At 60.6% G+C, this 25,033-nt stretch carries 28 protein-coding genes; 9 read left to right on the top strand and 19 right to left on the bottom strand.

The annotated features are described in order from the left end of the window. The 4 genes from HJC04_RS05225 (at nt 1) to HJC04_RS05210 (ending at nt 3,323) form a co-directional block, all read left to right on the top strand. Nucleotides 1-879, top strand: a complete 879-nt coding sequence (locus HJC04_RS05225; protein ID WP_210632351.1) for an ABC transporter permease — start codon at nt 1-3, stop codon at nt 877-879. After that, nucleotides 876-1,679: an ABC transporter ATP-binding protein gene (locus tag HJC04_RS05220; protein WP_210632350.1), complete on the top strand. Its 804-nt coding sequence runs from the start codon at nt 876-878 to the stop codon at nt 1,677-1,679. The genes HJC04_RS05225 and HJC04_RS05220 overlap by 4 nt, the downstream gene beginning before the upstream one ends. Next, complete coding sequence (locus tag HJC04_RS05215) at nt 1,676-2,575, top strand: ABC transporter ATP-binding protein (protein WP_210632349.1); 900 nt, start codon at nt 1,676-1,678, stop codon at nt 2,573-2,575. The genes HJC04_RS05220 and HJC04_RS05215 overlap by 4 nt, the downstream gene beginning before the upstream one ends. A gap of 70 nt (nt 2,576-2,645) precedes the next feature. After that, nucleotides 2,646-3,323, top strand: a complete 678-nt coding sequence (locus HJC04_RS05210; protein WP_221145092.1) for a spermidine synthase — start codon at nt 2,646-2,648, stop codon at nt 3,321-3,323. 7 nt (nt 3,324-3,330) lie between these two features. Here the strand turns inward: HJC04_RS05210 and HJC04_RS05205 are convergent, their stop codons facing one another. The 3 genes from HJC04_RS05205 to HJC04_RS05195 form a co-directional block, all read right to left on the bottom strand. Next, nucleotides 3,331-4,125, bottom strand: a complete 795-nt coding sequence (locus tag HJC04_RS05205; protein ID WP_221145080.1) for an HpcH/HpaI aldolase/citrate lyase family protein — start codon at nt 4,123-4,125, stop codon at nt 3,331-3,333. A 61-nt stretch (nt 4,126-4,186) separates the two neighbouring features. After that, entirely contained in the window at nt 4,187-4,384 is a 198-nt protein-coding gene (locus tag HJC04_RS05200) for a hypothetical protein (RefSeq protein WP_210632346.1), read from the bottom strand. Between the two features lie 88 nt (nt 4,385-4,472). Then, the gene (locus tag HJC04_RS05195; protein WP_221145078.1) at nt 4,473-5,381 is read right to left on the bottom strand and encodes a choline sulfate utilization transcriptional regulator; all 909 of its coding nucleotides are present in this window, start codon (nt 5,379-5,381) and stop codon (nt 4,473-4,475) included. A gap of 95 nt (nt 5,382-5,476) precedes the next feature. Here HJC04_RS05195 and betC point away from each other — a divergent pair, with 95 nt between their 5' ends. Then, entirely contained in the window at nt 5,477-6,991 is a 1,515-nt protein-coding gene (gene betC, locus HJC04_RS05190; protein ID WP_221145076.1) for a choline-sulfatase, read from the top strand. A gap of 5 nt (nt 6,992-6,996) precedes the next feature. Here betC and HJC04_RS05185 read toward each other — a convergent pair whose 3' ends face one another. Together HJC04_RS05185 and HJC04_RS05180 are read right to left on the bottom strand one after the other, a co-directional pair. Then, nucleotides 6,997-7,857, bottom strand: a complete 861-nt coding sequence (locus tag HJC04_RS05185; protein WP_221145074.1) for a TIM barrel protein — start codon at nt 7,855-7,857, stop codon at nt 6,997-6,999. Between the two features lie 66 nt (nt 7,858-7,923). Further along, a complete protein-coding gene (locus HJC04_RS05180; RefSeq protein ID WP_221145072.1) occupies nt 7,924-9,294 on the bottom strand; it encodes an amidase in 1,371 nt (456 codons plus the stop codon). Between the two features lie 270 nt (nt 9,295-9,564). On the opposite strand from HJC04_RS05180, the gene HJC04_RS05175 reads away from it, so the two are divergent. From HJC04_RS05175 to HJC04_RS05165, 3 genes are all read left to right on the top strand, one after another. Continuing rightward, on the top strand, nt 9,565-9,840 hold the full coding sequence (locus tag HJC04_RS05175; protein WP_210632662.1) for a hypothetical protein: 276 nt from the start codon (nt 9,565-9,567) through the stop codon (nt 9,838-9,840). A 111-nt stretch (nt 9,841-9,951) separates the two neighbouring features. Next, the gene (locus HJC04_RS05170) at nt 9,952-10,389 is read left to right on the top strand and encodes a DUF1810 domain-containing protein (RefSeq protein ID WP_210632341.1); all 438 of its coding nucleotides are present in this window, start codon (nt 9,952-9,954) and stop codon (nt 10,387-10,389) included. Nucleotides 10,390-10,695: 306 nt separating this feature from the next. After that, on the top strand, nt 10,696-11,217 hold the full coding sequence (locus tag HJC04_RS05165) for a tetratricopeptide repeat protein (protein ID WP_221145070.1): 522 nt from the start codon (nt 10,696-10,698) through the stop codon (nt 11,215-11,217). A 118-nt stretch (nt 11,218-11,335) separates the two neighbouring features. Here HJC04_RS05165 and HJC04_RS05160 read toward each other — a convergent pair whose 3' ends face one another. The 14 genes from HJC04_RS05160 to HJC04_RS05095 form a co-directional block, all read right to left on the bottom strand. Beyond that, nucleotides 11,336-11,911, bottom strand: coding sequence for a hypothetical protein (locus HJC04_RS05160; RefSeq protein ID WP_221145068.1), 576 nt, complete (start codon nt 11,909-11,911; stop codon nt 11,336-11,338). Nucleotides 11,912-11,984: 73 nt separating this feature from the next. Beyond that, nucleotides 11,985-13,289, bottom strand: coding sequence for an AAA family ATPase (locus HJC04_RS05155; RefSeq protein WP_221145066.1), 1,305 nt, complete (start codon nt 13,287-13,289; stop codon nt 11,985-11,987). A gap of 15 nt (nt 13,290-13,304) precedes the next feature. Then, nucleotides 13,305-14,249 (bottom strand): type II secretion system F family protein, encoded by a 945-nt coding sequence (locus HJC04_RS05150; RefSeq protein WP_210632338.1) that lies wholly within the window; start codon nt 14,247-14,249, stop codon nt 13,305-13,307. Between the two features lie 7 nt (nt 14,250-14,256). Then, on the bottom strand, nt 14,257-15,213 hold the full coding sequence (locus tag HJC04_RS05145) for a type II secretion system F family protein (RefSeq protein WP_210632337.1): 957 nt from the start codon (nt 15,211-15,213) through the stop codon (nt 14,257-14,259). Beyond that, nucleotides 15,210-16,658 carry a CpaF family protein gene (locus tag HJC04_RS05140; RefSeq protein ID WP_210632336.1) on the bottom strand — a complete coding sequence of 483 codons (1,449 nt, stop codon included), beginning with the start codon at nt 16,656-16,658 and terminating at the stop codon, nt 15,210-15,212. Before HJC04_RS05140 ends, HJC04_RS05145 begins: the two co-directional genes overlap by 4 nt. A 16-nt stretch (nt 16,659-16,674) precedes the next feature. After that, entirely contained in the window at nt 16,675-17,238 is a 564-nt protein-coding gene (locus tag HJC04_RS05135) for a L,D-transpeptidase (protein WP_210632335.1), read from the bottom strand. Continuing rightward, a complete protein-coding gene (locus HJC04_RS05130) occupies nt 17,235-18,377 on the bottom strand; it encodes a pilus assembly protein (RefSeq protein ID WP_221145064.1) in 1,143 nt (380 codons plus the stop codon). Before HJC04_RS05130 ends, HJC04_RS05135 begins: the two co-directional genes overlap by 4 nt. Before the next feature lie 27 nt (nt 18,378-18,404). Then, nucleotides 18,405-19,031 carry a TadE/TadG family type IV pilus assembly protein gene (locus HJC04_RS05125; RefSeq protein ID WP_210632333.1) on the bottom strand — a complete coding sequence of 209 codons (627 nt, stop codon included), beginning with the start codon at nt 19,029-19,031 and terminating at the stop codon, nt 18,405-18,407. Beyond that, on the bottom strand, nt 19,025-19,504 hold the full coding sequence (locus HJC04_RS05120; RefSeq protein ID WP_210632332.1) for a TadE/TadG family type IV pilus assembly protein: 480 nt from the start codon (nt 19,502-19,504) through the stop codon (nt 19,025-19,027). The genes HJC04_RS05125 and HJC04_RS05120 overlap by 7 nt, the downstream gene beginning before the upstream one ends. After that, on the bottom strand, nt 19,501-21,105 hold the full coding sequence (locus HJC04_RS05115; protein ID WP_221145062.1) for a TadE/TadG family type IV pilus assembly protein: 1,605 nt from the start codon (nt 21,103-21,105) through the stop codon (nt 19,501-19,503). Before HJC04_RS05115 ends, HJC04_RS05120 begins: the two co-directional genes overlap by 4 nt. 93 nt (nt 21,106-21,198) lie before the next feature. Next, nucleotides 21,199-21,504, bottom strand: coding sequence for a hypothetical protein (locus HJC04_RS05110; protein ID WP_210632330.1), 306 nt, complete (start codon nt 21,502-21,504; stop codon nt 21,199-21,201). Next, nucleotides 21,488-22,975 carry a type II and III secretion system protein family protein gene (locus tag HJC04_RS05105; RefSeq protein WP_221145060.1) on the bottom strand — a complete coding sequence of 496 codons (1,488 nt, stop codon included), beginning with the start codon at nt 22,973-22,975 and terminating at the stop codon, nt 21,488-21,490. The genes HJC04_RS05110 and HJC04_RS05105 overlap by 17 nt, the downstream gene beginning before the upstream one ends. Before the next feature lie 55 nt (nt 22,976-23,030). Then, nucleotides 23,031-23,945, bottom strand: a complete 915-nt coding sequence (cpaB, locus tag HJC04_RS05100; RefSeq protein ID WP_210632328.1) for a Flp pilus assembly protein CpaB — start codon at nt 23,943-23,945, stop codon at nt 23,031-23,033. Nucleotides 23,946-24,044: 99 nt separating this feature from the next. After that, complete coding sequence (locus HJC04_RS05095) at nt 24,045-24,239, bottom strand: Flp family type IVb pilin (protein WP_210632327.1); 195 nt, start codon at nt 24,237-24,239, stop codon at nt 24,045-24,047. A gap of 256 nt (nt 24,240-24,495) precedes the next feature. Here HJC04_RS05095 and HJC04_RS05090 point away from each other — a divergent pair, with 256 nt between their 5' ends. After that, nucleotides 24,496-25,032: a prepilin peptidase gene (locus tag HJC04_RS05090; protein ID WP_221145057.1), complete on the top strand. Its 537-nt coding sequence runs from the start codon at nt 24,496-24,498 to the stop codon at nt 25,030-25,032. The last annotated feature ends 1 nt before the right edge of the window (nt 25,033 follow it).

Raw genomic sequence — 25,033 nt, 5'->3', positions numbered from 1 at the left:
ATGAAGAGCCTGCTGCGAAACCGCAAGGCGCTGATCGGCCTCGTCATCATCGCTCTCATCATCGCCGTCGCGATCGCGGCACCGCTGCTGACGCACTACGATCCGGCCGCCCGCACCGGCAGGCCGCACCAGCCGCCATCGCTCGACCATCTGCTCGGCACGACTCGCATCGGCCAGGACGTCTTCGCCCGCCTGCTCTACGGCGCCCGCACCTCGCTTGCCGTTGGCTTCGGCGCCGGGCTGCTGATCACGCTCGTTGGCACAGCGCTCGGCATCATCTCCGGTTATCGCGGCGGCAAGACGGACGAAATCATCAGCTTCTTCACCAACATGGTGCTCGTCGTTCCCAATCTGCCGCTGCTACTGGTGCTCGCAGCCTTCATCGGCCAAGCAAGCCCGCTCGTCATCGCCCTCATCCTCGGCGCCACTTCCTGGGCCTGGGGCGCACGCGTCACCCGCGCCGAAACGCTCTCGGTCAAACACAAGGATTTCGTCAAATCGGCCGAGATGATGGGCGAGCCGCAGTGGCGCATCATGACATTCGAGATCTTCCCCAACGTCATATCCATCGTCGGCATCAATTTCATCGGCAGCGTCATCTTCGCTATTATCACCGAAGCGACACTGGAATTCCTGGGGCTCGGCGATCCCAAAGCGATCTCCTGGGGCACGATGCTCTATAATGCGCAGAAGGCCTCCGCACTTTCGGTCGGCGCCTGGTGGGATATCCTCACCCCCTGCTTCGCGCTCGCCTTCCTCGGCATCGGCATGTCGCTCCTCAACTTCGCCGTCGACGAGATCGCCAATCCGCGTCTGCGCACTGGCAATCACCTGAAGCGCTGGTCGCTGCTCGTCCACTCCGGGGAGGGCCGCCTGTGACGCAGCCGCTGCTCTCGGTGAGGAACCTCACCATCGATTATATCGGCGAGGAGAAGGATTTCCGCGCCGTCGACGACGTCAGCTTCGACGTCACGCCGGGCCAAGTTTTCGGCCTCGCCGGCGAATCCGGCTGCGGCAAGAGCACCATCGCCTTCGCCATCAGCCGCCTGCACAGGCCGCCGGCGCTGATCCGCAAGGAGAGCCGCATCCTGCTCGACGGCCGCGACGTGCTCGGCCTCGACCGGCAGGCGCTTGCCGCCTTCCGCTGGCGCGAAGTCGCCATGGTCTTCCAGAGCGCCATGAATTCGCTGAACCCGGTGCTGCGCGTCGAGACGCAATTCTATGACGTGCTGCGCACGCATAAGAACATGAGCCGCGCGCAGGCCCGCGAGCGCACCGCCGAGATGCTGAAACTGGTCGACATCGCGCCGGACCGCATGCGCGACTACCCGCACCAGTTTTCCGGCGGCATGCGCCAGCGCATCGTCATTGCCATCTGCATGGCGCTCGATCCGAAACTGGTCGTCATGGACGAGCCGACGACGGCGCTCGACGTCGTCGTCCAGCGCGAGATCCTGCAGCGCATCAACGAACTGCGCCGCAGCTTCGGCTTCTCGGTGCTTTTCATCACCCATGATCTCGGGTTGATGGTGCAGTTCTGCGATCGCATCGGCATCATGCTCGGCGGCAGGCTCGTCGAGCAGAACGATGCCGGCGCGATCTACAAGACACCGCAGCACGCCTATACGAAAAAGCTCTGGGCGTCCTTCCCCTCGCTTCATGGAGGCGTGCTGCTATGAGCGAAACCATCCTCGTCCTGGACCAAGTGAGCAAAACCTTCGGCCACGGCGCATCCGCCGTCCATGCCGCCCGCTCGATCTCCTTTTCGCTGCATGCTGGCCGGGCACTGGCGCTCGTCGGCGAATCCGGCAGCGGCAAGACCACTTGCGCCCGCATGGCGATGCGCGAATATCAGCCGACAGCAGGACAGATCCTCTATAAGGGCCGCCCGGTCGAAGGCGCCGGGGCGGACGAGATCGCGCGCTACCGCAGATCCGTGCAGATGATTTTCCAGGACCCGTTCGCCTCGCTGAACCCGGCGCATACGATCGCCCACCATCTACAGCGGCCGCTGAAGCTGCACAGGCCGGATATCCGCCGCAGCGAGATCGATGCGACGGTGCGGGAACTCTTGCAGCGCGTCAGGCTCGACCCGGATCTTGTCGCGCCGAAATATCCGCATGAACTCTCCGGCGGTCAACGCCAGCGCGTCAACATTGCACGCGCCCTCGCCGTCAAGCCGGAGGTGATCGTGGCGGACGAGCCGACTTCGATGCTCGACGTCTCGGTGCGCCTGGGCGTGTTGAACCTTCTGAACGAGATGAAGCAGGAGATGAATCTCGGTCTGCTCTACATCACCCATGACATCGCCACTGCCCGTTACGTCGCCGAGGACATCGCGGTGATGTATGCCGGCCAGGTCGTCGAATGGGGCAGCACCGCTCGGGTGATCGACAACCCGCTGCATCCCTATACAAGGCTGCTGCTTTCGGCAGTGCCCGATCCCGATGTCCGCTTCGACGATCCGAAGGCGCGCTTGATGCCCGAGGAGGTGGAACATATCCGCCGTCGTTCGGCCGCACCGCAGGACGAGATCGTCGAAGCGGAGCAGAACCATTTCATGCGGATGATCTGAGGCCGGCTTGCTGGCCTCGCTCTTCGCCCTGTGCTAGGGGACGGTTCCTTTCATGTGAGGCGAAACCGTCATGCTGCCCTGGATTCAGCTCGATTCCGCGACCATTCCCGGCGAAGACGGCGAACTCAGGCTGAAGCAGCGCGGCAGCGAATTCTCGATCATGCTCGGTGCCAACGAGTTGATGAACAGCCGCCTCAGCGGCTCGGAGGAAGCGCTGGCAACGCTGTCCTGGGAACGGATCACGGCGCATCCGAAGCCCCGAATCTTGATCGGCGGGCTCGGCATGGGCTTTACCCTGCGTGCCGCCCTCGCCGTCCTTCCCGAAGATGCCAGCGTCACCGTCGCCGAACTCGTGCCCGCCGTCGTCGCCTGGGCGCGCGGGCCGATGGCCGAGGTCTTCAAGGGCTGTCTCGACGATCCCCGCGTCGGCATCCATCAAGGCGACGTCGGCGAGGCGATCCGTGCCGGCAAGGCAGGCTATGACGCGATCCTGCTCGATGTCGACAACGGCCCGGACGGGCTGACCCGCGAATCCAATGACCGGCTCTACGATTTTAACGGCCTTCGCGCCACCCGCGACGCACTTCGCCCCGGCGGCGTGCTCGCCGTCTGGTCGTCCGGCCCCGATCCCGATTTCACACGGCGTCTCAAGGACAGCGGCTTTTCTGTCGACGTCGTCAACACCCGCGCCAACCGCAAGCGCGGCGCCCGCCACGTCATCTGGCTGGCGGTCAAACCGGTCCGCTGAGACGAGCTCAGCCGCCGGAAGCGATCCTGCGCGCTGCGTTGATCGCACGGCGGGCGCCGGCGCGCAGTTGCACGGTCTCCGCACCGGCAATGACCAGGTCGAAGCCGAACTTCAGCAGTTCGCCAGCCCGCTCGCCATCGCCGGCATAGGCGCAGGCGAATTTGCCGTGGGCGCGGCAGCGAGCAACGGCATGCTGCATGGCGCCGTCGATTTCGGCGGCGTTCGGCGCCACCTGGTCGCCGTTCGACAGCGCAATCGAAAGATCGGCAGGACCGACGAAAATGCCGTCGATGCCGGTGACGCCGAGAATGCCGTCGATCGCGTCGAGAGCGGCGCGGGTTTCGATCATGGCGATGGCGACAGTGAGTTCGTTGGCGCTCTTGAGATACACGTCAGCCGACAGACCGGTATGGTTCAGCGCCAATGACGGCCCCCAGCTGCGCTCGCCGAGTGGCGGATATTTCGTGGTCCTGACCAGGGCTCGCGCGTCCTCGGCCGAATTGATCATCGGCGCGATGATACCGGAGGCGCCGGCATCGAGCAGCCGCGAAGCGGAGGCAAAATCGCCGACGGGAATGCGCGCGATGGCCGGCTTGCCGGCAAGACGGGTCTGAGCGACGGCGTTTGCCGCCGACTGCATGTCCCACATGCCATGCTGCATATCCAGCACGACGGCATCGAAAGCTTCCTGCGCCAGGTGGTTGACGAGCATGGCGTCGGGGATGCCGACCCAGGCGGAGATCATGCCGCCCTGGTGCTTCCTGATCCGGTCCGCAAAGCCATCGATTTCAGCTGCGCTCATGCCATTCTCCTCATTCGACAGGCCGTCTCCGGCCGGATTGCCGCCAAGCGGCGGCAGCAGTTTATCCTCTGCGCCGCCGCGAGATGATGACCATCACGACGATGCCCGCCGCCGCCAGAATTGCTCCCCAGAGCATCCAGATCTTTTGGGCGATCATGAAACTGGAGGCCGGATAGGGAAAATAGCCGCTTCCCTGCCCAATCCAGATCAGGCCGAGCAGGACCATAAGCAGTCCGATGACATATCCGATCGTTCGCATGCTTCAGCCACCTTCTTCATGAATTCGATCCCACAATGTCGATCGGCATCGCCGATGACAAGGCTTCTCCCGTGGAGAAATGCAACCGCTACTCAGCATTTCTCTCTACCTCATCCGACAGCCAGGTGCAGAGCTTCTCGCTGAGGACATTTGGAGATCGCGGCGGCACCAGCCAATAACCGCGGTCGGCCGCCTCCAACTGCGGGCCGGCTTGCAGCAGCATGTGCGCCGAAAGAAGCGTATCGACGAGGCCGATCCAGCCGAGCGCCACGCCCTGCTCGCTTAGTGCGGCCTGGATAACGAGCGAATAGGTATTGAAACTGATGTCGCCGCGGCCGGCATTGATGTCACGCTGGACGGAAAGTTCGGCAAAATAACCGCGCCAGTCGAACCAGGGCGATGGCAGCGGCGCGTCGAGATGGATCAGCCTCGCCTTGGCAAGCTGCCTCGGATCGTCGAAAGGACCATTGCGATCGAGAAACCCGCGTGTGCAGACAGGCACGACCCTTTCCGGCAGCAGAAGCGTACCGACGGCGCCGAATTCCGCCCGCGTACCGAAAACCACCGCAACATCCGCCTCGTCGCGAAATCCGGCCGCAAGCCGCTGCGTCGCGACGATCTGCATATCCGTTTCCGGGTGCAGAAGGCGAAAGCCATCCATGCGCGGGATCAGCCAAAGTGCCGAGAAAGCATAATCGGTTCTCAGCCTGACCACCGGTCTTTGCGCCTCGACCCGGAAACTGCGGGCGAGCGCGTCGATGTCGCCGACCGCCTTGGCGGCCACTTCGAGAAGCCGCTCGCCTTCCGCGGTCAGTTCGACGCCACGATGCTGGCGGCGCAGCAGGCTGACGCCGAACTGCTCTTCCAGCCGGCGGATCTGATAGCTCACGGCCGGCTGGCTCAAACCGAGAAGCGCTGCCGCCGCGGAAAAGCTCCCGAGCCGCGCCACCTCGACGAAGAGGCGCATCCATCCGAGCTCAGGCGTCCGTTCTGACATAAAGATCCTTTTGGGCAGATATCGAAAAAAGCCGCCTTTACAGGCGCGATATTAGACGCTTCAATAAAATCTTCAAATAGCAAAAGGCAATTCAAATGGCGCGCCCGAATATCCTCATCCTGATGGTGGATCAGCTGAATGGAACCTTCTTTCCCGATGGCCCCGCCGATTTTCTTCACGCGCCGCATCTGAAATCGCTGGCAGAGCGCTCGGTACGTTTTGCCAATACCTATACGGCAAGCCCGCTCTGCGCGCCGGCGCGCGCCTCCTTCATGTCCGGGCAATTGCCGAGCCGGACGCGCGTCTACGACAATGCGGCCGAATTTGCTTCCGACATCCCGACCTATGCCCACCATCTGCGCGCGGCCGGATACCAGACGGCGCTATCAGGCAAGATGCATTTCGTCGGCCCCGACCAGTTGCATGGCTTCGAAGAGCGCCTGACGACGGATATCTATCCGGCCGATTTCGGCTGGACGCCCGACTACACCAAGCCCGGCGAACGCATCGACTGGTGGTACCATAATCTCGGCTCGGTCACCGGCGCCGGCGTGGCCGAAATCACGAACCAGATGGAGTATGACGACGAGGTCGCCTATCACGCCACCCGCAAGCTCTTCGATCTCTCGCGCGGCCAGGATGAACGCCCCTGGTGCCTGACCGTCAGCTTTACCCATCCGCACGATCCCTATGTCGCACGCCGCAAATTCTGGGATCTCTATGAGGATTGCCCGGCCCTCGACCCGGCGGTCGCGCCGATCGCATATGGACAGCAGGACCCACATTCGCAGCGCCTGATGAGAGCCTGCGACCACGATGCTTTCGACATCAGTCAGGAGCAGATCAGGCGGGCAAGACGCGGCTATTTTGCCAACATTTCCTATGTCGACGAGAAGATCGGCGAGATTCTCGACGTGCTGGAACGCAGCCGCATGGCCGACAATACGATCATCCTCTTCGTGTCAGACCATGGCGACATGCTCGGCGATCGCGGTCTCTGGTTCAAGATGAACTTCTTCGAAGGTTCGGCTCGCGTTCCGCTGATGATTGCGGCACCGGGCTGGAAGCCGAAGCGCATCGACCAGCCCGTCTCCACCCTCGACGTGACGCCGACACTCGCCGGCCTCGTCGGGATCGATATCGCCTCACTGAGACCGTGGACCGAGGGTTGGGATCTCGCAGCGCTTGCCCAGGGCGGCGGCAACCGAGGCCCCGTGCCGATGGAATATGCCGCGGAAGGTTCCGAAGCGCCGCTCGTCTGCCTTAGGGACGGGCGATACAAGCTCTCGCTCTGCGAAAAGGACCCGCCGATGCTGTTCGACCTTGAGGCCGACCCCCACGAGCTCGAGAACTTGGCGGAAAATCCGGCGCATGCCGACGCCTTGGCAAGCCTTGTCGAACAGGCCGGCCGGCGCTGGAACCTTTCCGATTTCGACGCAGCCGTGCGCGAAAGCCAGGCGCGCCGCTGGGTGGTCTACGCCGCGCTGCGCAATGGTGCCTATTATCCCTGGGATTATCAGCCGCTGCAGAAAGCCTCGGAGCGCTACATGCGCAACCACATGGACCTGAACGTTCTGGAGGAGAGCCAGAGGTTCCCGCGCCAGGAATAAGCTTATTAAGCCGACCTGCGCGCCGGCGCCTCATGCAGGAAATCCTCGATGAACGCCTTTTGCAGCAGAATGCCGTTCCATTCGTTGGGGAAGAACGGCGAGTCGTAAATCACAGTGAAAGGACCGGCGTAACCGGCCGTCTCGCACATCTCCAGGCACTTGCGGTAATCCTCGGCATCGAGACCCGCAGCGTTATAGTCCGCCTTGGCGTGGCAGATTTCCGCCCGGCGCATGATATCGGCGAGGCCCTGATATTTGGCCGGCGCCGTCCAGTTGCCCAGATCGCCGTTGAGCCCGACCGTGCCGTCCAGCCGGTCAAGCAGCCAGTTCATCTCGACCGGTGACGGCAGCAGGTCGAACCAGTTCTCGACGACGACACGCACGCCGCTGCCTTCCGCCTGCTCTGCCAGCCAATCAAGATGGCGGGCGGCGCGGGCAAGGTTTTCCGGCGTCGGCTTCTGCTTGCCGGCGATGACGCGCATCCTTTGCGCCCCAAGCGCAGCCGCGATATCGATCCACTCTGCCATCCATCTGACATCGCGTTCGGCCGTTTCGGGATGGCTTGGATCGCCGTCCTCGACCAGTAGCGTCTGGAACAGCACGTTCGACGACGCCACCGCGTCGCTGAGTTCAGTTAGATAGGCGGCATCAAGGCTCGGCAGATGGAAGGAACAGACCTCCAGCCGGTGGATATCGCGCGCCGCGAGCGCCGCCGGCATGTCGATCAGCGCCGCGCCGCCGGGGCCGTAGGGCTCTTTCGGCGCCGCACTCTTATCAGGATCGGGGCTATAGGCATAAACAGCGCCAAGCAGCCGATGCAGCGACCAGGTCGAAACCGCGAAGCGTCCGTTCTGCAAAACTTGCACGTGCCTTCCTCCAGAATCTCCTCACCCATCAATGGCAATAAACACCGGGCGGTTCAATTGCCAATTTCAGACGAAATCGCCCCGGACCACCGCCTCGGCCACAAGTGCCGCCCCCAGCAGCGCCTCGTCGCGATTTGCGGTCGCCGAAAGCAGCAGACCGACCGGCATGACTGCTACGCCCGTGCCGCAGGGGATGGAAACGCCGCACCAGTCGAGGAAATTGCCGAGCGCGGTATTGCGCAGCGTCTTGTTATTCGTGGCGAAGAACAGTTCGTCATCCTTTTCCAGCGGCGCGATCGGCGGTGCGACATGGGCGACCGTGGGAAAAGCGATCAGGCGATTGCCAATGAGGCGGTTCGTATCGGCGATCAGGCGGCTGCGCGCCTGCAGCATCGCGATGTAATCGGACGCCGTTGTCCTGCTTCCCAAGCGGGTACGCATGACGACGCGATGGTCCATACGGTCTGCATCCGGCCCCGCCAAACGTTCCTGGTGAAGGGCGAAAGCCTCCGCCGTCACCAGTGGACCATATCTCGTCATCAGATCGAAGATTTCGCTGAAGGCGGGAATGACGGTGCGGGAAACAGAGGCACCGGCGCTTTGAAGACGTTCCAAAGCCATCTCGAAAGCAGCGACAACGCCCGGTTCCGCCGCATCGAAAACGATATTTTCGGGCACGACCAATTCCAGCCCCCGCAACGGACGCTCGACGACATCAGGCGCGGTCAGGCCGCGCATCGCCGCATCGATCCACACGCCATCCCTGACGCTGCGGCAGAGCGGCCCCAGCGAATCGAGGCTCTTTGCCAGCGGATAGACGCCGTCCATCGCATGACGGCCTGATGTTGCCTTATAGCCGACGATCCCGTTGAAGGCGGCGGGAATGCGCACCGACCCGCCGGTATCCGTGCCCATCGCGACCGGCACCAGCCCGGCTGCGACGGCGACACCGGCGCCGGAGGAGGAGCCGCCGGGGATGCGCGGGAGATCCGTGCCGCGCGGATTGACCGGCGTGCCGTAATGCGGATTGATGCCAAGGCCGGAAAAGGCGAACTCGCTCATATTGGTGCGGCCGATGGCAATCATGCCCGCCTGCCTGAGGAGACCGACGACCGCCGCATCGCGAGTGGCGGGCGGATCGGCGGCCAGGACGACGGACCCTGCCGTCGTTGGCAGGCCCTCAATGTCGAAAAGATCCTTCCAGGCGATCGGAACGCCGTCCAGCAAACCGAGCGAGCGCCCTTCCCGCAAACGTTTGGAGGAGGCGCGCGCCTCCTCCATCGCCCGGCCTTCGAGCAATGTGGTGAAGACCGCCTTGTCGGCAAAACCCGAGATGGATTCGAATACCGTCTCGGCCACATCGACCGGATCGGCGACACCGCCCTGGATGAGAACGGAAAGCTGGGCGACAGACATCGCACCGAAGGATTTGCTCATGGGACGGTCCTGATGAGAGATGCCGCCTAGGACTAACCCGGATCATTCGAGCGGGCCAGAGCCTCACGATCTTTTGCATTTATTGGTACGAATTTTTGAACACTGAGTTTGAATATCGCCCCTTCAATTGCCACGATTGAAGACACACATGCATGCACGCATGGCGAGCCGGTTCGGCACGAAGGTGAGAGTTTACTCTTCGACCGGCCCGCATGTGTTCGAGGAGTAATTAAAATGACAGATTGTGAAAATTTAAGCCGTCGCCAGGACATGGTGACCCTCCACGTGAAAGAGGACGAAACTGCCGGCCCAGGCGAGCGCGACTATGTGGAACATGTCAGCGCCCAGAAACTTTCCGGTTTCGAGCGCATCGTCGTGGTCGCAGCGCTGGTTGTCTTGAGCTTTGTCGGTTTTGCCGCATATTCTTCCAGCGAGACGGATCCGGTGACGACATCGGCCATTGCCGCCACCCCTGACGATACGCCGCACCATCAGCCTTACGGCCATTGCCGTGACAGTAGCCCTTATGCTGAAAGGGTCTGCTGATAGCAAAGTCGACTACCCCCGGGCGACATTGTTCGCCGGGGAGACGTTCCTTCGCCGGGCATGGAGACCTCTGGCTCAAGGCTGCGTTGACAGCAAAAAGGGGAAAGAACCATGGCCGGCAAGATCGATTACAATCTCGAACGTTTCGTCGATGCCCAAAACGGCATCTACGAGCAGGCGCTTTCCGAGCTGAGGGCCGGACGGAAAACCTCCCATTGGATGTGGTTCATCTTCCCGCAGATAACTGGTCTCGGCACCTCGGCAATGGCGGAAAAATACGCCATACGCTCGGCCGGGGAAGCCGCTGCCTATCTCGCCGATCCCACGCTCTCAAGCCGGCTGCTGCGCTGCGTCGAGGCGATTTTATCGATCGACGGCCGATCGGCTCATGACATCCTCGGCTCGCCTGATGATATCAAGCTGCGCTCTTCGATGACCTTGTTTGCTGCGATCAGCGATCACGACTCACCCTTCCACCGGGTGATCGATCGTTTTTATCAAGGAAAATTCGACGAGCGGACGATCGAGATCCTCAGCGCCAGGGACTAAGGCCAGTGCTGGCCCCAGTCGCATCAGCGAAAAAATGGCGATCCGCATGCGGCGTTCCATCCTTTGACCTGGCAAGCAGGGTAGGCGACGTTGATTGATTTTCTACTCTGAGAATCACTGGGCACATGATACCTACCCTGGATAGCTGGGGTTTATCACCCATGGCGCAATCCCGGCGAAGGCCGCCTCCGTCGCTTTTTTGTGAGTAATTGCTTAAATTCTTGAGTTGTTAGCTTTTTTTCATGATGATGCCGGTGAACGCATCCGAGTCTTGGGTAAGAATGTCTGGTGGGGATCAAATTTCCAATGTTGCAGATCAGAGCTGGGACGAAATGCATTGCCTTTTTGATAGCGACCGGAGCGATTTTGGCTGGTTGCCAGTCATCCGGCGTTGATGGTCTGGCTGCTTACGGCGACAGTGCCAAAACCCTCCAGGACGACTCGGCGGTCGCCTTCTACAAGAACGACGAGCTGATAACCAACGGCAAACTGCAGTTTCAGGAAAAAAACTACGGAAAATCCTACGCCATCTACAAGCGCGCCGTCGACGTTTTTCCGGAAGACCCGGCCGCCTGGCTAGGCCTGGCAGCCTCCGCCGACATGGTTGCCCGCTTTGACACGTCCGACCGCGCCTACCAGCAACTCTCGCGGATGATCGGCAACACCCCGGTCTACTACAACAATATCGGATATTCTCACCTGTTACGTGGCGACCTGCGGACTGCCAGACGCTATTTCCTGAAAGCCTATGAGCTCGATCCCGGAAACGAAGTCACTGCCCGTAATCTCGAACTGATGAAGAACAGTGTGAAGTATGCTCAGAGGTAATCGATCCTTCAGCGATCGGCAATCTGCGTCGAGATGAGAACGCCCTAGATATGAGCAGCGGCACGGCGCCCCTGGCGGCGTCCACCGATTGCTTTGGGGATTTCGGCGAAGTCGGTATTTACCGTGCCTTCCGAAGGATGAGCTTGCCTTCCGGCGAGAGCGTGCGTTCGTAACGCGGCAGGTTATTGATTGGAATGCCGCCGGCTTCGATGGACGCAAGAGTGCTATCCGGCGTTAGAGTTTCCGCCGACAGGGCGCGGACCGAAGGTGCGAAAAATTGTGCTGGTTCCTTGCCGGGCGCGCTGAGGACCAAGGCTGAACCCATGCGTGCACCGCTTCTGTCGTTGCGCATCGCTTCGTTCATCGACAAAATGGACTTTTGCAAGCTATCAATCTCCTGGCGGATCAGTGCGACTTCGTCGGCCTTGGCAGTATCCGCGATGTTGCCCGACTGCTTTTCCATTTGTCCTCTCAGGCCATCAATGGACCTTTTGAGCGCGGCGATGGTTTCGCGGCTCTCGCGAACATCGGCTGAGTTCTTGGCCGTATAAATGAGAACGCCGGCATTCACCGGCAGGAGCATGAGGATCAAACCGACGAGCAGCGGGTTTCTTGAGCCTCTCGGCTCTGGTGTTCGCATGTGGCTTGGTTTTGCGCGGTCGGCTTCGATGTCGATATTCGGGATGCCGGTCATTTGTGTTACTCCCCCGTAAGTCATAAAGTTGGACACATTGTCCGGGAACAGGCGATCAGCACCAGGCCCGCAATCATTCCGACGTAAATACACCTTCCCACGCCCGTTCGAGCATATCGAGCGACGCGATTCCTGTTATGCCGTTGAATTCGCAGTAAGAACCGACGAAATCGATAAGATATTTCGGATGATAACACGACGCTAGCACATCGCCATTGTACTTGCGATCGTAGAACAGGTTCAGGTCTGGATCGCAGACAACCACTCCGGCGCCGCTGGCATAGGATTTGAAAATTCTGATATATTCGTCTCGCGACGGCGTGTTGACATAGATCTTGTATTTGAGGCGCCGCAAGCCCGCCTCGTCGGAGAGGTCCTTCGGTGCGATATTGGTCGAAAACACGACCAACTCGTCAAAGGGAACCTTGAACTTCTTGCCGGTGTGCAGCGTCAGGAAGTCATATCCGCGCTCGAGCGGCACAATCCAGCGATTGATGAGCGCCTGCGGCGCCACTTGCTGACGCCCGAAGTCGTCGATGATGAAGACGCCGCCGGAGGCCTTCAAGTGTATGGGCGCTTCATAGACATTTGGCCCGGCGTTGAAGGTGAGATCGAGCTGATCGAGGGTCAATTCCCCGCCCGTCTTGATCACCGGGCGGCGGCATTCGATCCATCGGCGATCCGCTTTCGGATGAGAATCCGTATCAGCCTCGGATACAGGGTGGTGCACGGCTTCGTCATAGAAACTGATGACATGGCCGCCGACCTCGATGGCATAGGGCACCCAGATCGTTTGGCGAAACAGCTGCGACGTCCGCTCGGCGATGCTGGTCTTTCCGTTGCCGGGCGGTCCGTAAAGCAGAATAGAGCGGCCGGAGTTAATGGCCGGGCCGAGCTTTTCGACCAGGGTGTGCGAGAGCACCAGCCCCTCAAGGCTGTCGGTCAGCCGCTCGGGGGTCACGCGCTCGTCATGGATGGACTGCAAACCGAGTTGCCGGCAGAACGCGTCGAGCGATACCGGCGCCGGTCCGACATATTGGCATTGACGCGACGCCGTGTGGGCATATTCGAACCCCTTCATTGACAGCGCATATCGGACATCGGATTTGACATCCTCACCCGCCAAGCCACGGGCCTCGAGATAGGCGAGTTTTACCAGTTCCTTGATCAGGATGTTGACGATCACTTTCGGCAATTTCATGCGCTCAGCGAGATGAGATGCCGTGGTCGTATCCTGTTCGGCCGCACATTTTGCGGCCAGCCGGAGCAGGAACGACTGATCCAATCCCGCTTGTTCTAGGCTTGCCGGTGCCATTGGCATCCGCGGGTCGAGGGAAATGATCGCATCATTACGATTTTGTTCGAGCGAATACTGCATACGACCTCGCTTGGCTCAACCGCCGGGTTTCATGCTGACGAGAAGCATGACGACACGGATAACAATGGGGACGAGAACGATGATGAGGCTCACCGGAAAAAGGAAGGCGCCGAGCGGCAGCAGCATCTTGACCGGCAGGGCGTTGGCCTTTTCCTCCGCGCGGACAATACGCAGGTCGCGCATTTCCTTGCTGTAGACCCGCAGCGTCTGCGTAACGCTGGTCCCGAGTTCCTCCGATTGGCGGAACAGAACGGAAAGGGCCCGGGCCTCATCGATCCTCAGGCGGGTGGCAAGGTTGGCGAGCGCCTCGCGCAATCGCCGGCCGCCACGCACTTCCAGCATCATGATCGAGAGATGCAGGCCGAAGTCCTGCTTCTTGTCGACGAATTCACGAGCAACCCGGTTTGCCGCCGCCTCGATGCTCATGCCCGCATCGAGGCAGACGATCAGCATATCCATGAAATCGGGAAAGAGTCGGCGGTACTCCCTCTCCTTGGCGGCGCCGCGCCGGTCGATATAGATGTTGACCAGGATGAAGGTTACGCCCGCAGCAAACATCGCAATGATCAGGGCCGCCATCTGCGACATATTGGGTGCGATCCGGTTTACGGCCCAGACCGCCGCAACGAGCACGCTGATACAGACCACCGCGCGAACCACCTGGAAGGTGGTCACGGCGCCGGCAGCGAAATACCCCGCACGAATCAGCCGGTTCTGGGTGGAGTTCACATTCGTGTCGCGTCGCGTAATCTCGAAATAGCGACGGATCAGGCGGTTTTCAGCCTCGCCGAGATCGGCGATTGTCGTATCGCCGAGGTGGAACTCCTCGCGGGCTGCCGCCGAGCTCTTCGAAACCCGAACCGCGACCTCGCGCTGTCGAAAAAACAGTTCCGAGGCTGCTGCTGTAAAGATCAGGACTGCAAAGAAGACGATGAGGTAAATTCCATACTCACTCGACATGACCGCCTCAGTACTCGAAGTTGACCATCTTGTAGAGAATGACATTTCCGATCGCCATGACGGTGAGCAGCACGCTCACAATGGCGGTTCCGTAGCCGCTATCCCAGACGGGATCGAAGTAGGTCGGCGACAATGCCTTGATCATCGCGTAGAGCAGAAAGGGATAAACCGACATGAAGATCGCCGTGATACGCCCTTCCGAGGAAATCGCTCTGACCTTCGCCTTCAGCATCGTCCGGTCTCGCAGCGTCTTCGAAAGGTTTTGCAAGATCTCCACGAGATTTCCGCCGGTTCCCGCCTGTACGCTCAACGATATCGCGAGCAGATTCAGATCCTCGACGCCGACCCGGCCCGCCAAGTTGAGAAGGGCATCATCCAGTGTAACGCCGTAGGTGAGTTCATCCGAGAGGAGGCCGAACTCGGTGCCGATCGGATCAGGCATCTCGCGGGCCACCAGAGCGATCGCCGCCGGCAGCGGGTGGCCAGCCGCGAGGCTGCGATTGGCGACATCCAGCGCTTCAGGAAGTTTCAGTTCGAATTTCTTCATGCGGCTGGCCCGGGCGCGCCAGACGACGAGTGCCGGGACGAGGAGGCAGATCAGGAGAAAGACGGGTATTCTGAACAGAGTGCTCGGCACGAGGAACTGGACGACCAGCCATGTCACAAGTGCGCCGGCGATCGCGAAGAGAGCAAAACGCCTGATATCGAACTTGATTCCCGACTGGGCGTAGAACCGCAGCAGTCGCTGCATTATGGGGGTTTGCCGCCAACTGTCGCCGGCACCGCGCTCCTTGAGCATATCGCTATAGGTTTTACGATGATCATCGCTGACCTCGAGCAAGCGCAACCGATGGTTCACCGCGCGGTGGCGTTCGGATGTCTTGAAATAGCCGCGCATGATCGCTTCGACAGCCACTAGGGCCGCGGTGAAAACGGCGGCGTAAAGCAGCGTGAGGGTCGTCATTGAACAGGCCCCGTTTGCAGCGGTTTACCGGGATCGAAAATCGCCACAGGGATCTCGATCCCGAGTTCGGCAAATTCCTCGACGAACCGCGGCCGGATGCCGGTGGCGCGGAATTCTCCATGGATCCGCCCACCTTCATCGGTGTTGATTTTCTTGAATTTCATAATCTCCTGCATCTGCACGACTTCACCCTCCATGCCGGTGATCTCGGAGATCGAGACAACTTTGCGGCTGCCGTCGCTCAGGCGCTGTACCTGCACGATGACGGTGATGGCGGACGAGATCTGCGAGCGAATACTCAACTGCGACATCGGCATCCCGGCCATGCCGACCATCTGCTCAAGCCGGCCGACGGCGTCGCGGGGCGTGTTGGCGTGAATCGTCGTCATCGACCCCTCGTGCCCGGTATTCATCGCCTGCAGCATGTCGAATGCCTCGTCGCCGCGGACTTCGCCGACGATGATGCGGTCGGGGCGCATGCGCAGGGCGTTTTTCAGAAGTTCGCGTTGGCGGATCTCGTTGCGTCCGTCGAGCGTCGGCGGTCGGGTTTCCAAGCGCCCGACATGGGGCTGCTGCAGTTGCAGTTCGGCCGCATCCTCGATGGTGATCAGGCGCTCCTTTGGAGAAATCTGGGACGAGAGAGCGTTGAGCAAGGTGGTCTTGCCGGAACCGGTGCCGCCTGAAATCACCATCGACACCTTGCCCTTGACCGCAGCGCTGAGAAGGATGCGCATCGCATCGGCCATGGCGCCATATTGCACCAGGCGCTCCAATGTCAGCGGCTTGCGGGTGAATTTGCGAATGGAAACGAGCGGTCCATCGACCGAGATCGGCCTGATGGCAACGTTGACACGCGAGCCATCCTTGAGGCGGGCGTCGACCATCGGCGTCGACTCGTCGACGCGGCGACCGACGGCCGAGACGATCTTGTTGATCACCCGAAGCAGATGGTCCTCGTCCTTGAACCGCACGGCGGTGCTCTCGAGCTTGCCGCTCCGCTCGACATAGACGCTGTTGTAGCCGTTGATGAGAATATCCGCGATCGTGTCGTCGGCCAGCAGCGGCTCGATCGGCCCCAGCCCGAGCATCTCGTCGGTGATATCGCGAATCAGATCATTGATTTCCTTGGCATTCAGCGGAAAGTTGTTATTGCGGATGTAATCCTTGACCAGCGGTCGGATCTCGGTGGCGATCTCCTCGTTGTCGAGCGTGTCGAGAATCCCGAGGTTGATGCGATCGAGCAGGTAGCGGTGCAGATTTACCCGCTCGGAAACCAGGTCCGGCCCAAGCGAAGCTTCTTCGCCACTCACCGTGCTGCTGACAGAGACCGGTTGGGCAGGCATGTTCTGCGCTGCGACGAGTGACAGTTCGGCCGCCTCCGGATGTTCGCGGATTTCAGGCTCCTGCTGATGCTTGTAGAAACGCCCCATGATGCCGTTCGCCATGTTTCCCACCCCTGAACTATTTTACAATGACCGTGGAACCGACTTTCACCCTCTCATAGAGATCGATGACGTCGGCATTGCTCATGCGAAAACAGCCCGATGACGCGAAATCGCCGACCGTCGACTGCTCGTTCGTTCCATGAATGCGGTAGAGCGTGTCGGTCCCGCCCTTGAAGAGATAGATCCCGCGAGCGCCCAAGGGATTGAGCGGCCCAGCGGGCACCAGGTCCGGAAGCCCGGCTGCGCGCGCCTTCATCTCGGCAGGCGGGCGCCAGTCGGGCCACTCCGCCTTGCGTCCAACCTTGACAGTCCCGCTCCAGCGAAATCCATCTCGTCCGACGCCGATCTTGTAACGGATCGCCCGTCCATCGGAGATGACGAGATCCAGCGTTCGGTTCGCGCTGACGATGACGATCGTTCCAGCCGCGTAGCCTTTTTCGATCGTCACCACCGTGCTTGTCGTCGGCCCAAGGCTTCGCGGCACTAGCCCGGCTGCCGCCGCATCCCCGGCGACGGCCAGAACGGCCAGAAACACAAGGCCGACGCAGGACCTTATGCACCCACTGTCAATCGCCTTCATCGCACCAATGCTCCAAGTTTACCGACCGCGCCGCAGAAGCGCGCACGGGAATTCACCTGAACCGGCAGCACTCCGCGGTTGACCGCCTCGCTCAAAGTCTCCCAGTCATCCGCAATGACGTGCGTCGGGATGTCCTTGAATATCTTCTCCGTTTGTTGTCGGCGCAGGCCGAGGCCAAAAAACTTGGCGCGGTATTTGTTGATGACGATGAATATCTGATCCGCACTTCCTCGCAGCCGCACCAGGTTTGAAAACAAATCCTTCGCATGAGAAAGCGCGGGGACCGTCATTTCTGTGACGATATAGATGCTGTTGACCGAAGTGAGCACCTCGTATTTCCACGGTGTGTCATAATAGGGGATGTCGACGATCGTGTGGTCGCTCTCAAAGGCGGCCACGTCGAGCATACGCAGCACGAGTTCACCGCCCTTCGGCGCCAGAAGGACTGACGGCTGCTTGAAGGACAGCAGTGAAAAGCCGCCCGGATGCCGCTTTCGGACAAGATCGATGAATTCGAGATCGACCCGGGAAGGATTGGCGATGACCGGTTTCAAGTCGTAGTCGTTGACAAGATTGAGATAATAGCCGAGCGCCCCAGAACAAAAATCCGTGTCGAACAAGTCGATCCTCGGCGTGGAATTCTTGGTCGGCTGGGCCAGCACATGCGCGAGCGACGAAGCGATCATGCTGGCGCCCGCGCCACCGACGGCTGAGACCACGGCATGCACCCGGCTGTCGCTGGCGCCCGTGCCTGGCGCATGGGTCGAAATCATGTCGATCAGGGCGCGGCGCTCGAGCGGCTTCTTCAGCCAGTCATTGCCGTTCAGGCGGAAGAGCAGCCGCAGCATGTCGTCCGGCAAGTCTTCGGAGACGACGACGAGCGGAACGTCCCGATAGCGGGTGCGAAACGCGAAGAGCTCCGGTTGCTGCAGCAATTCCCCGTTGTCGACGTCGAGAACGATCAGTCCGAACTGCGTCGGATCGAGTCGGCCCTTTTCTCCGAGCGCCTTCAGCGAGAGATGGCGGACATCGTAACGCGAAAGCGACCCGAATGTATCGAGCATGAAGCTCGCTGCGGCCGCGTCGTCGGAGAGAACCAGGATCTTGGTGGATGCGGCAATGTTCATGTGCGCTGTCATTTTCGCTTTCCTACGCGTAACAAGAAGTCAGCAGGTTGAGCAGGTCTTCAGGTCTTCCGTCGTGATCGTCACCGGATGGGCCGGGATGGTGACGTCGTTCAGTCCCAGCAGCCCGCCGAGGATCGGCAGATCGAAGGTGATGTCGCGCACCTCCAGCCGCATCGTCAGCACCGGCCCGTCCGGGCGGCCCCAATAGCCGAGCCCCGATCGCTGATAGGTGACCATCAGCTTATCCGGCGTGATGCGCCAGTTTAGGTCGCAAATGCCCGGGTGGGGATCGGTTCCCGCGTTGCAAACGCCGTCGCTTCCGAGGACAATCCGGTTCAATGCCGCCGTGCTGCAGTTCGCAAGAGCCGGTCCGCAGGTCGAGGATATCGTGGCATCGTTCGGCGTCGCTTTGCCGTTGTTGAGCGGATCGGCAGCTTCGACCGGGAAAACGGCAGCGAAATTGGTTGTCAGCGGATCTGATACGGCCGCCAGTCGGGCACCATATTGCAGTGCCTTGACTGTCTGATTCCACTGCGACATGGCATAGCCGAACTCGATGAAGGCGGCGAAGACCAGCATGACGATCGGAAAGGTCAGCAATGCTTCGACAAGGCTGGCGCCACTGCTATCCTGCCAGAATGCCTTGATTGCCCTGGAGGTCACCATCCGATGTATCTCTCTTCATGGAAGGAACTGATCGTGATGGCGTCGAGTCCGAGAAAGGCGAATACCGGTGAACTCTGATAGAGATGCGCAGTGGAAATGGTGATGTTGCCGTCCGCATCGGGTGCACTGATTGTGATGTCGGAAGGGTCGTTCCAGCCGGGGACACGGGGCTCAGCATCTGCCGCGGGTGTTTGCGTTCCGTAAAAAGCAATGGTCTTGGCCGTCGCCTGATTGCATGTCGGCACATAGGTTCCCGAGGCCGGTCGGCAGCGCGAAAGGTAACGCCCCGCATCGCGCAAGCCTGCGTCGATCTGCATGCGCTGCCAGAAGATGCTGCCAAACTCCAGTATTCCAGCCGCAAAGAGCGTCACAAAGGGGATTGCGAGCAGCGCTTCGGCGAGCACTGCGCCTTCCTCCCGCCGCCAGAAACCGAGGCAAAGCCGATGCAGAATAAAATTGCGGAACGCAATCATCTGACCAGCTCCGATTCTTCCCGCAGGAATTCGTCCAGCGTACCGCGACCACCCTTGCCGGTGATGTCGATCATCTCCAGGGAAAGGTATCGTTCGCCGGCATCCTTTATCGCCGGCTTGGTCAGGAACATGCGCGCGAAGGCAACGGCGCGCGTGGCCTTGTGACCGTTCAGATGGCCGACCGAAGCCTCATAGCCACAATTGACAATGGCCGAGAAAATCTCGCGGCGGTCGCCATATTCGGCTGCCGTATAGTTCGAAAGGTCCGGGCCGGCATAGCACTGACCACCCGTTGCCGGCGTTCCGGTCTCACCATTCGCCGAGGCATGATTGATGAGAGCCGCGTTTGCAAGCTCGTAGCGATAGACGTCATAAGCGGAGGGCTGTGCTGGCGTTCCGGTCGCCTGCGGGGGATAACTGGAGTAGTTGCTGAGGACCGTGCTCACCGAGGGCGCTGCCGTGCCCTGCGCGACATTCCAATAGGTCGTGTAGTTCCAATTGTTGCCACTGCTGATCTTGCCGCCGGCAAGCGAGGTCATGCCCGCTCCATAGCCGAGCGGCAAGGCCTTGGTCGCATCGCCGACAACGGCTCCGACCATGACTGGATCATAGGTATCGCAGCCCTTCTTGCCCTTGCCGCTGATTGACTGCGCGGAGCGCACGTTCTGGGCAGGCCGGTAACGATAATCTCCGTTCGCCTTGTTGAACGACGAGGAGTAGAAGCCAAAGCGCGTATTGACCCCGTCCTCGACGGGCCCCGCCTTTGCGCCGGTCTCGGTATCGAGGTTGTCCTGTGTGTAGCATGTACCGGGATTGCCGGTGGCAAGAGCCTCCGCCAGCACGGACGCACCATTGCCCAAGGGGGTCCGCAGGAAGCCGAAATTGCCGGGACCGGGATTGGATGCCGCGGTGCTGTGAAGCTCGATCTGTCGTCCGTAGAGATTGCCGGCCGCAAAGTTGGTGTGCAGGGCCGTAGCTGCAGTTTCGCTGGCGCTTTCACTCGTGTTCCCCACCGGCTCGAACGGATTGCAGATGTAGATCGGCGTCACGTCGCAGGCACTGGCGTGATATACCGCCACGGCGTCGGCGGCGATGTTGATTGTATCGCGGTTGAAGCCGACGGGGATCGGAAAGATCGTCTGCATCGCTTGCGGCTTCGCGATGACCCAGGCATAGGACGCTTCGCTGGCCACTGTCGTTTCCATCGAAGCCGGGATTGATGTATCGTCGTTGGCCGGGATATCCTTCAGAAAAAGCACGGTAACAGTGCTTCCGGCATCGTTGCCGGCGTCATAGGTCACGCTGATATTCGAACCAAGCGACATGCCGGTTCCGCCGCCGGAAAAGGCCGCGCTGTTGGCGATTTTCTCGACCGCCGTCTGCGCCCTCGTAATGGCATCATCGCGGCCATCGAGTTCGCGGGCCCCGGCCAGCGCCATCGCATCGACGGCGTTCTGGAGATCGGTATGCAGGTTGCTGCTGCGACCGACATCGATGATCAGCAGCGAAAAGCCGAGAAGCATTGGCATGGCGATGAGCGTCAAGGCGATGACATAGCCGCGATGATCGTTCCAGAACCGTCTGACAACCCTGCTGAGCATTGGCGTCCCCCCATCACGGCGCTATCGCCGTGATGACCCCGTTTCGTGCATTTTCCCTCCGGCGCACTGCCGCAGTTCATGCCTTTCGCCAGCCTATTGGCTGGCGGTCGCCCCGTTGGAGGCCCCATTCGCCCCCATGGCCGGCGACGGCTGAACAACGCCCAACCCGCCGTTCTGATATTGAGTGACCACCCTGCGGATCACCTTGCCGTCGCTTGCGATTTGCGTTCGCTGGGCTTCCGGCGGGAACGGGTCCTGAATGTGGATGGCCTTGTTTGCTTCCACGGCATTGCCGAGCCCGAAGGTGATCGTGTCGCGATGGTTCATGTAGTCGGCGCAGCCGGAAGCGAGGCCGGCGGCTGCAAGGACGAAAAGGACGCGCTTAGCGTTTTGTAGCAACGGCTTGGACTCCCTGGTTCAGGTCGAGACGATGGCCATAGGGCCCAGTCACACCTTCGCCATTGCGAAAGCGTCGGAGCATGTCCTTGTCGACTTCCATGACACCGAGCGCAAAAAGCTCGAGGTCGTTGGACGAACGCGTCTGGTCGAGCGGACTGTAGAGATCCTCGCCAGGGCGGGCCGGTCGAACGATGTGCGGCGTGACGACGATGACGAGGTCGGATTCCTTCTTCTGGAAACTCGTCGAACGGAATAGTGCGCCGAGCACTGGTATCTTTCCGAGGCCGGGCAATTGCTGGATGTCCTTGGCATTGATCGACTGCAGCAGGCCGGCCAAGGCAAAGCTCTGGCCGTCGCGAAGCGCGACCGTGGTGCTGGCCGCGCGCGAGATGAAGCCCGGATTGCCGTTGACGTTGATCGACGGATCGAGTTCGGAAACTTCAGGCTCGATCTCCAGATTGATCAGCCCATCATCAAGAACCACCGGCTTGAAGGTCAGCCGCACACCGAAGGGGCGATAGTCCGTCTCGGTGGCGACCGTCGTGCCGTTGTTCGTCGTCTTCAGGATCGGCACCTCACCGCCGGCATGGAAGCTGGCGGTCGAGCCGCTCATGGCGATGAGGTTCGGCTGCGCCAGGCGACGCACCAGTCCCTTCTGCTCGAGGGCGTTGATCACCACGTCGATGTGGCCGCCCGAGATTTCCAGCACCTTGGCGATCAACTGGCCGAAGGGCAGCGCCCCCGTTGCCGCACCCTTGGGATCGAGGAGGCTACGGACCAGGTTGCCGTCATCGTCCACGGTGATACCCTGGCTGGTCGTTGCCTTGCCGATTCCGTTGTTGCCGTGCCCGGACCAACCGATCCCGAGGTCACGACCCGTCTGGCGCGAGGCTTCGATGACCCGGACCTCCAGCATCACCTGCTGGCTGTCACTGACGCGCAACTGGTTCAGCACCGGTTGGTCGGAATAGGACTGGGCGATTTCCATCACCCGCTGCAGTTCGATGCCGTCGCGGACGAAGCCTGTCAGGCGAATGCGATCGTTGGAGTTGATGACCCTGACCCGAGCCGAGGGCGCGGCAGAGCGAATGGCGGAGGCGACTTCGCTGAAATCGCTGGCAACGCGGATGTCGATGACGCCGAGAAGCGACTTGTCTTCGCCATAGACCGAGATATTGGTGGCGCCGATCTTTTTGCCGCGAATGAACAGCGAGCGGTCGGAAAGCGGCACCACGTCGATCATATCGGCGCTGCCGATGACGAGATCCCCGAAGGGCTGCCCGGTATTGAGCGTCAGCGTCTCGTTCGGAGGCAGCGTCACGTGCTGGACCAATTCGCCTAAAGTGACGGACTTTTCCTGTGCGTTGGCGCAGCCGGCAAATCCAGGGGCCAAACACACACAGGCCGAAAACACTGCCGCTAATGCCGCAAGGCTTTTCGTCCCTGCGATTCTTCTCTTGCCGCTCGCCATGCCTGCTTTAGCCCCCTCATTCGGCTAGCCGCACCTGCGGCATGCCGCATAAACATCACTGGACCAGGCCGACTCGGTGCTCCTCGCGCTTCGTCGTGTTCCAGACCCCCACTGTCACCCACTTCGGCTCGACCGGCAACACCGGTTCGACCCTTTGCTCCACAATCTGCACTTGTTTCTCGGGTTCTGGCAACTTCTTTTCCAAATCCTTGCCCAGTTCTGTCGCCATCGCCCCGCCACCGAGGTCGGCGACGGTGATCGGCCGGGTCTGCTCGATAGAGGAAGAGGCAACATTGCGGAGCGCCAGTGAGAGCGTGCCGATACTGGAGCCGAGGGTAAGGCGCTGCGCCTCGTCGGTCGTGACCTCAAAGGTCACGGTCTTGACGACGGATGGCTCGTCCTTGCGCTCGTCGGCCGTCTGGTCCACCGCCAGCACCTTGACGCCTTGCAGCAGCACGTCGACGAAGGTCTGATCGTTGCCGGCCGGTCCGCGCACGACCCGCGTCAGAAGCACGTCGACGCGATCGGAAGGCCTTACGAACCCGGCAACGCCGAGCACGTCGTTGACCCGGATGGAGACCGCCTTCATGCCCTGGTCGAGCGCCGCCGACAGCGTGGCGCGTTCGCCGGTACCGGTGATTTTCGAGGATAGAACCGGCTCGCCCGGATCGATCGCCGCCATGGCATAACGCGGCTGGGCATCGTTGCCGACGACCAGATCGATGCTGACGAACGAGCCTGCGGGTGTTTCATTGGAGGGCCAGGGAATGGCCCTGAGGTTTTCGGATCGAATCCGGTCGCCGAAGCGCATTGGCGTGGCGGCGACCACAAGTGTCCTTTCCTCGGCCTTCACGCCGTTCATCGCCAGCAGTCGGGCCTTCTGATCGGAGAGATACGCGCGCATCCCGAAAACTGCGGCGGCGGCGAGTACAAATGCAATAACGAGACTTAAAATCGTTGAAGAACGCATCGCGGTTACTCGCTACACTGGACGGAGTGCATCCATTCATTATTTCTAATTTAGAAGAGAGGGGTTAACAAAAACCCCTCCCTTCGTCGAACGCCAATATCAGGCCGGGACAGCCAGCGCGGTCGTGAACCACCCTGCCCATGCCGTCCAGACCGCACTCAGATTGGTGCCGGCCAGTGTCACCGCCGTGATCACCCCGCCAACCAGCAAGGCAAGCAGAATGAGGTATTCGGTAAGTGCGACGCCATCTTCTTCCCGCGCGAAAGCGCGTACGCTATTTACAAATGCTTTCATCGAGAATTACCTCCCAGGTAAGTGGTGCGCCGTATTTCCCCCGGCACTTTGTCGTCGAGACCGCCCCTTCGACTGGAAATATTAATAATCTGTTAATTCTAATTTAGTCAAATCTTTTGTAGGCGAACGGGCGATATCTATACTTTATGGTTAAAACTGGGATGAAAGAACCGGCCGTAAAAATCGACAATTTTGCCGTAATCGAGTGAACCTAGCCTACACAATAAGATTAAAATAGCCGAAAAGGTCGAAGCCTATGCTGCAAATGGTCAATGTTACTAGTTCTCTTGCAGTATTTCTTTTTCTCTACGCGGCCTGGACCGATTTCCGTACATGGAAAATCCCCAATGCCGTCGTGCTGGCGCTCGTAACACTTTGTGCACTGCGGGCAGTGGCCTTGATAATTGGCTCGGATGATGTCGGCGCGGCGCTGTTTGCCTCGAGCGGAATCGGCGGCGACATCGCGGCCGGTCTGCTGATGTTCATGCTTGGGGTGGCTCTCTGGGCGTTCCGCCTGTTTGGCGCAGGAGACGCCAAGCTTTTCCTGCCGATCGGCCTTTTTATCGGCTGGCACGGAATGATGCCGTTCGCGGTGCTGCTGCTTGTCCTCGGCATCGTGACGCTGCTGGTGCTGCGGCTGCCGGTGCCGCTGGCAGTCGCGCATCTCGCCTTTTTCATACGTATCGAGGAAATTCGGGCGAGCCGGAAGATACCCTATGGCGTCATCATGGTTTTCGCGACGCTCCTGACCATGGCTTTGCCCATGATCCGACAGCAGTTGCAGCTTCGGTGAC

The organism is Rhizobium sp. NLR8a (genome assembly GCF_019685235.1).
GTDB lineage: Bacteria > Pseudomonadota > Alphaproteobacteria > Rhizobiales > Rhizobiaceae > Rhizobium.
This window is presented reverse-complemented; position numbering and strand designations above follow the sequence as displayed.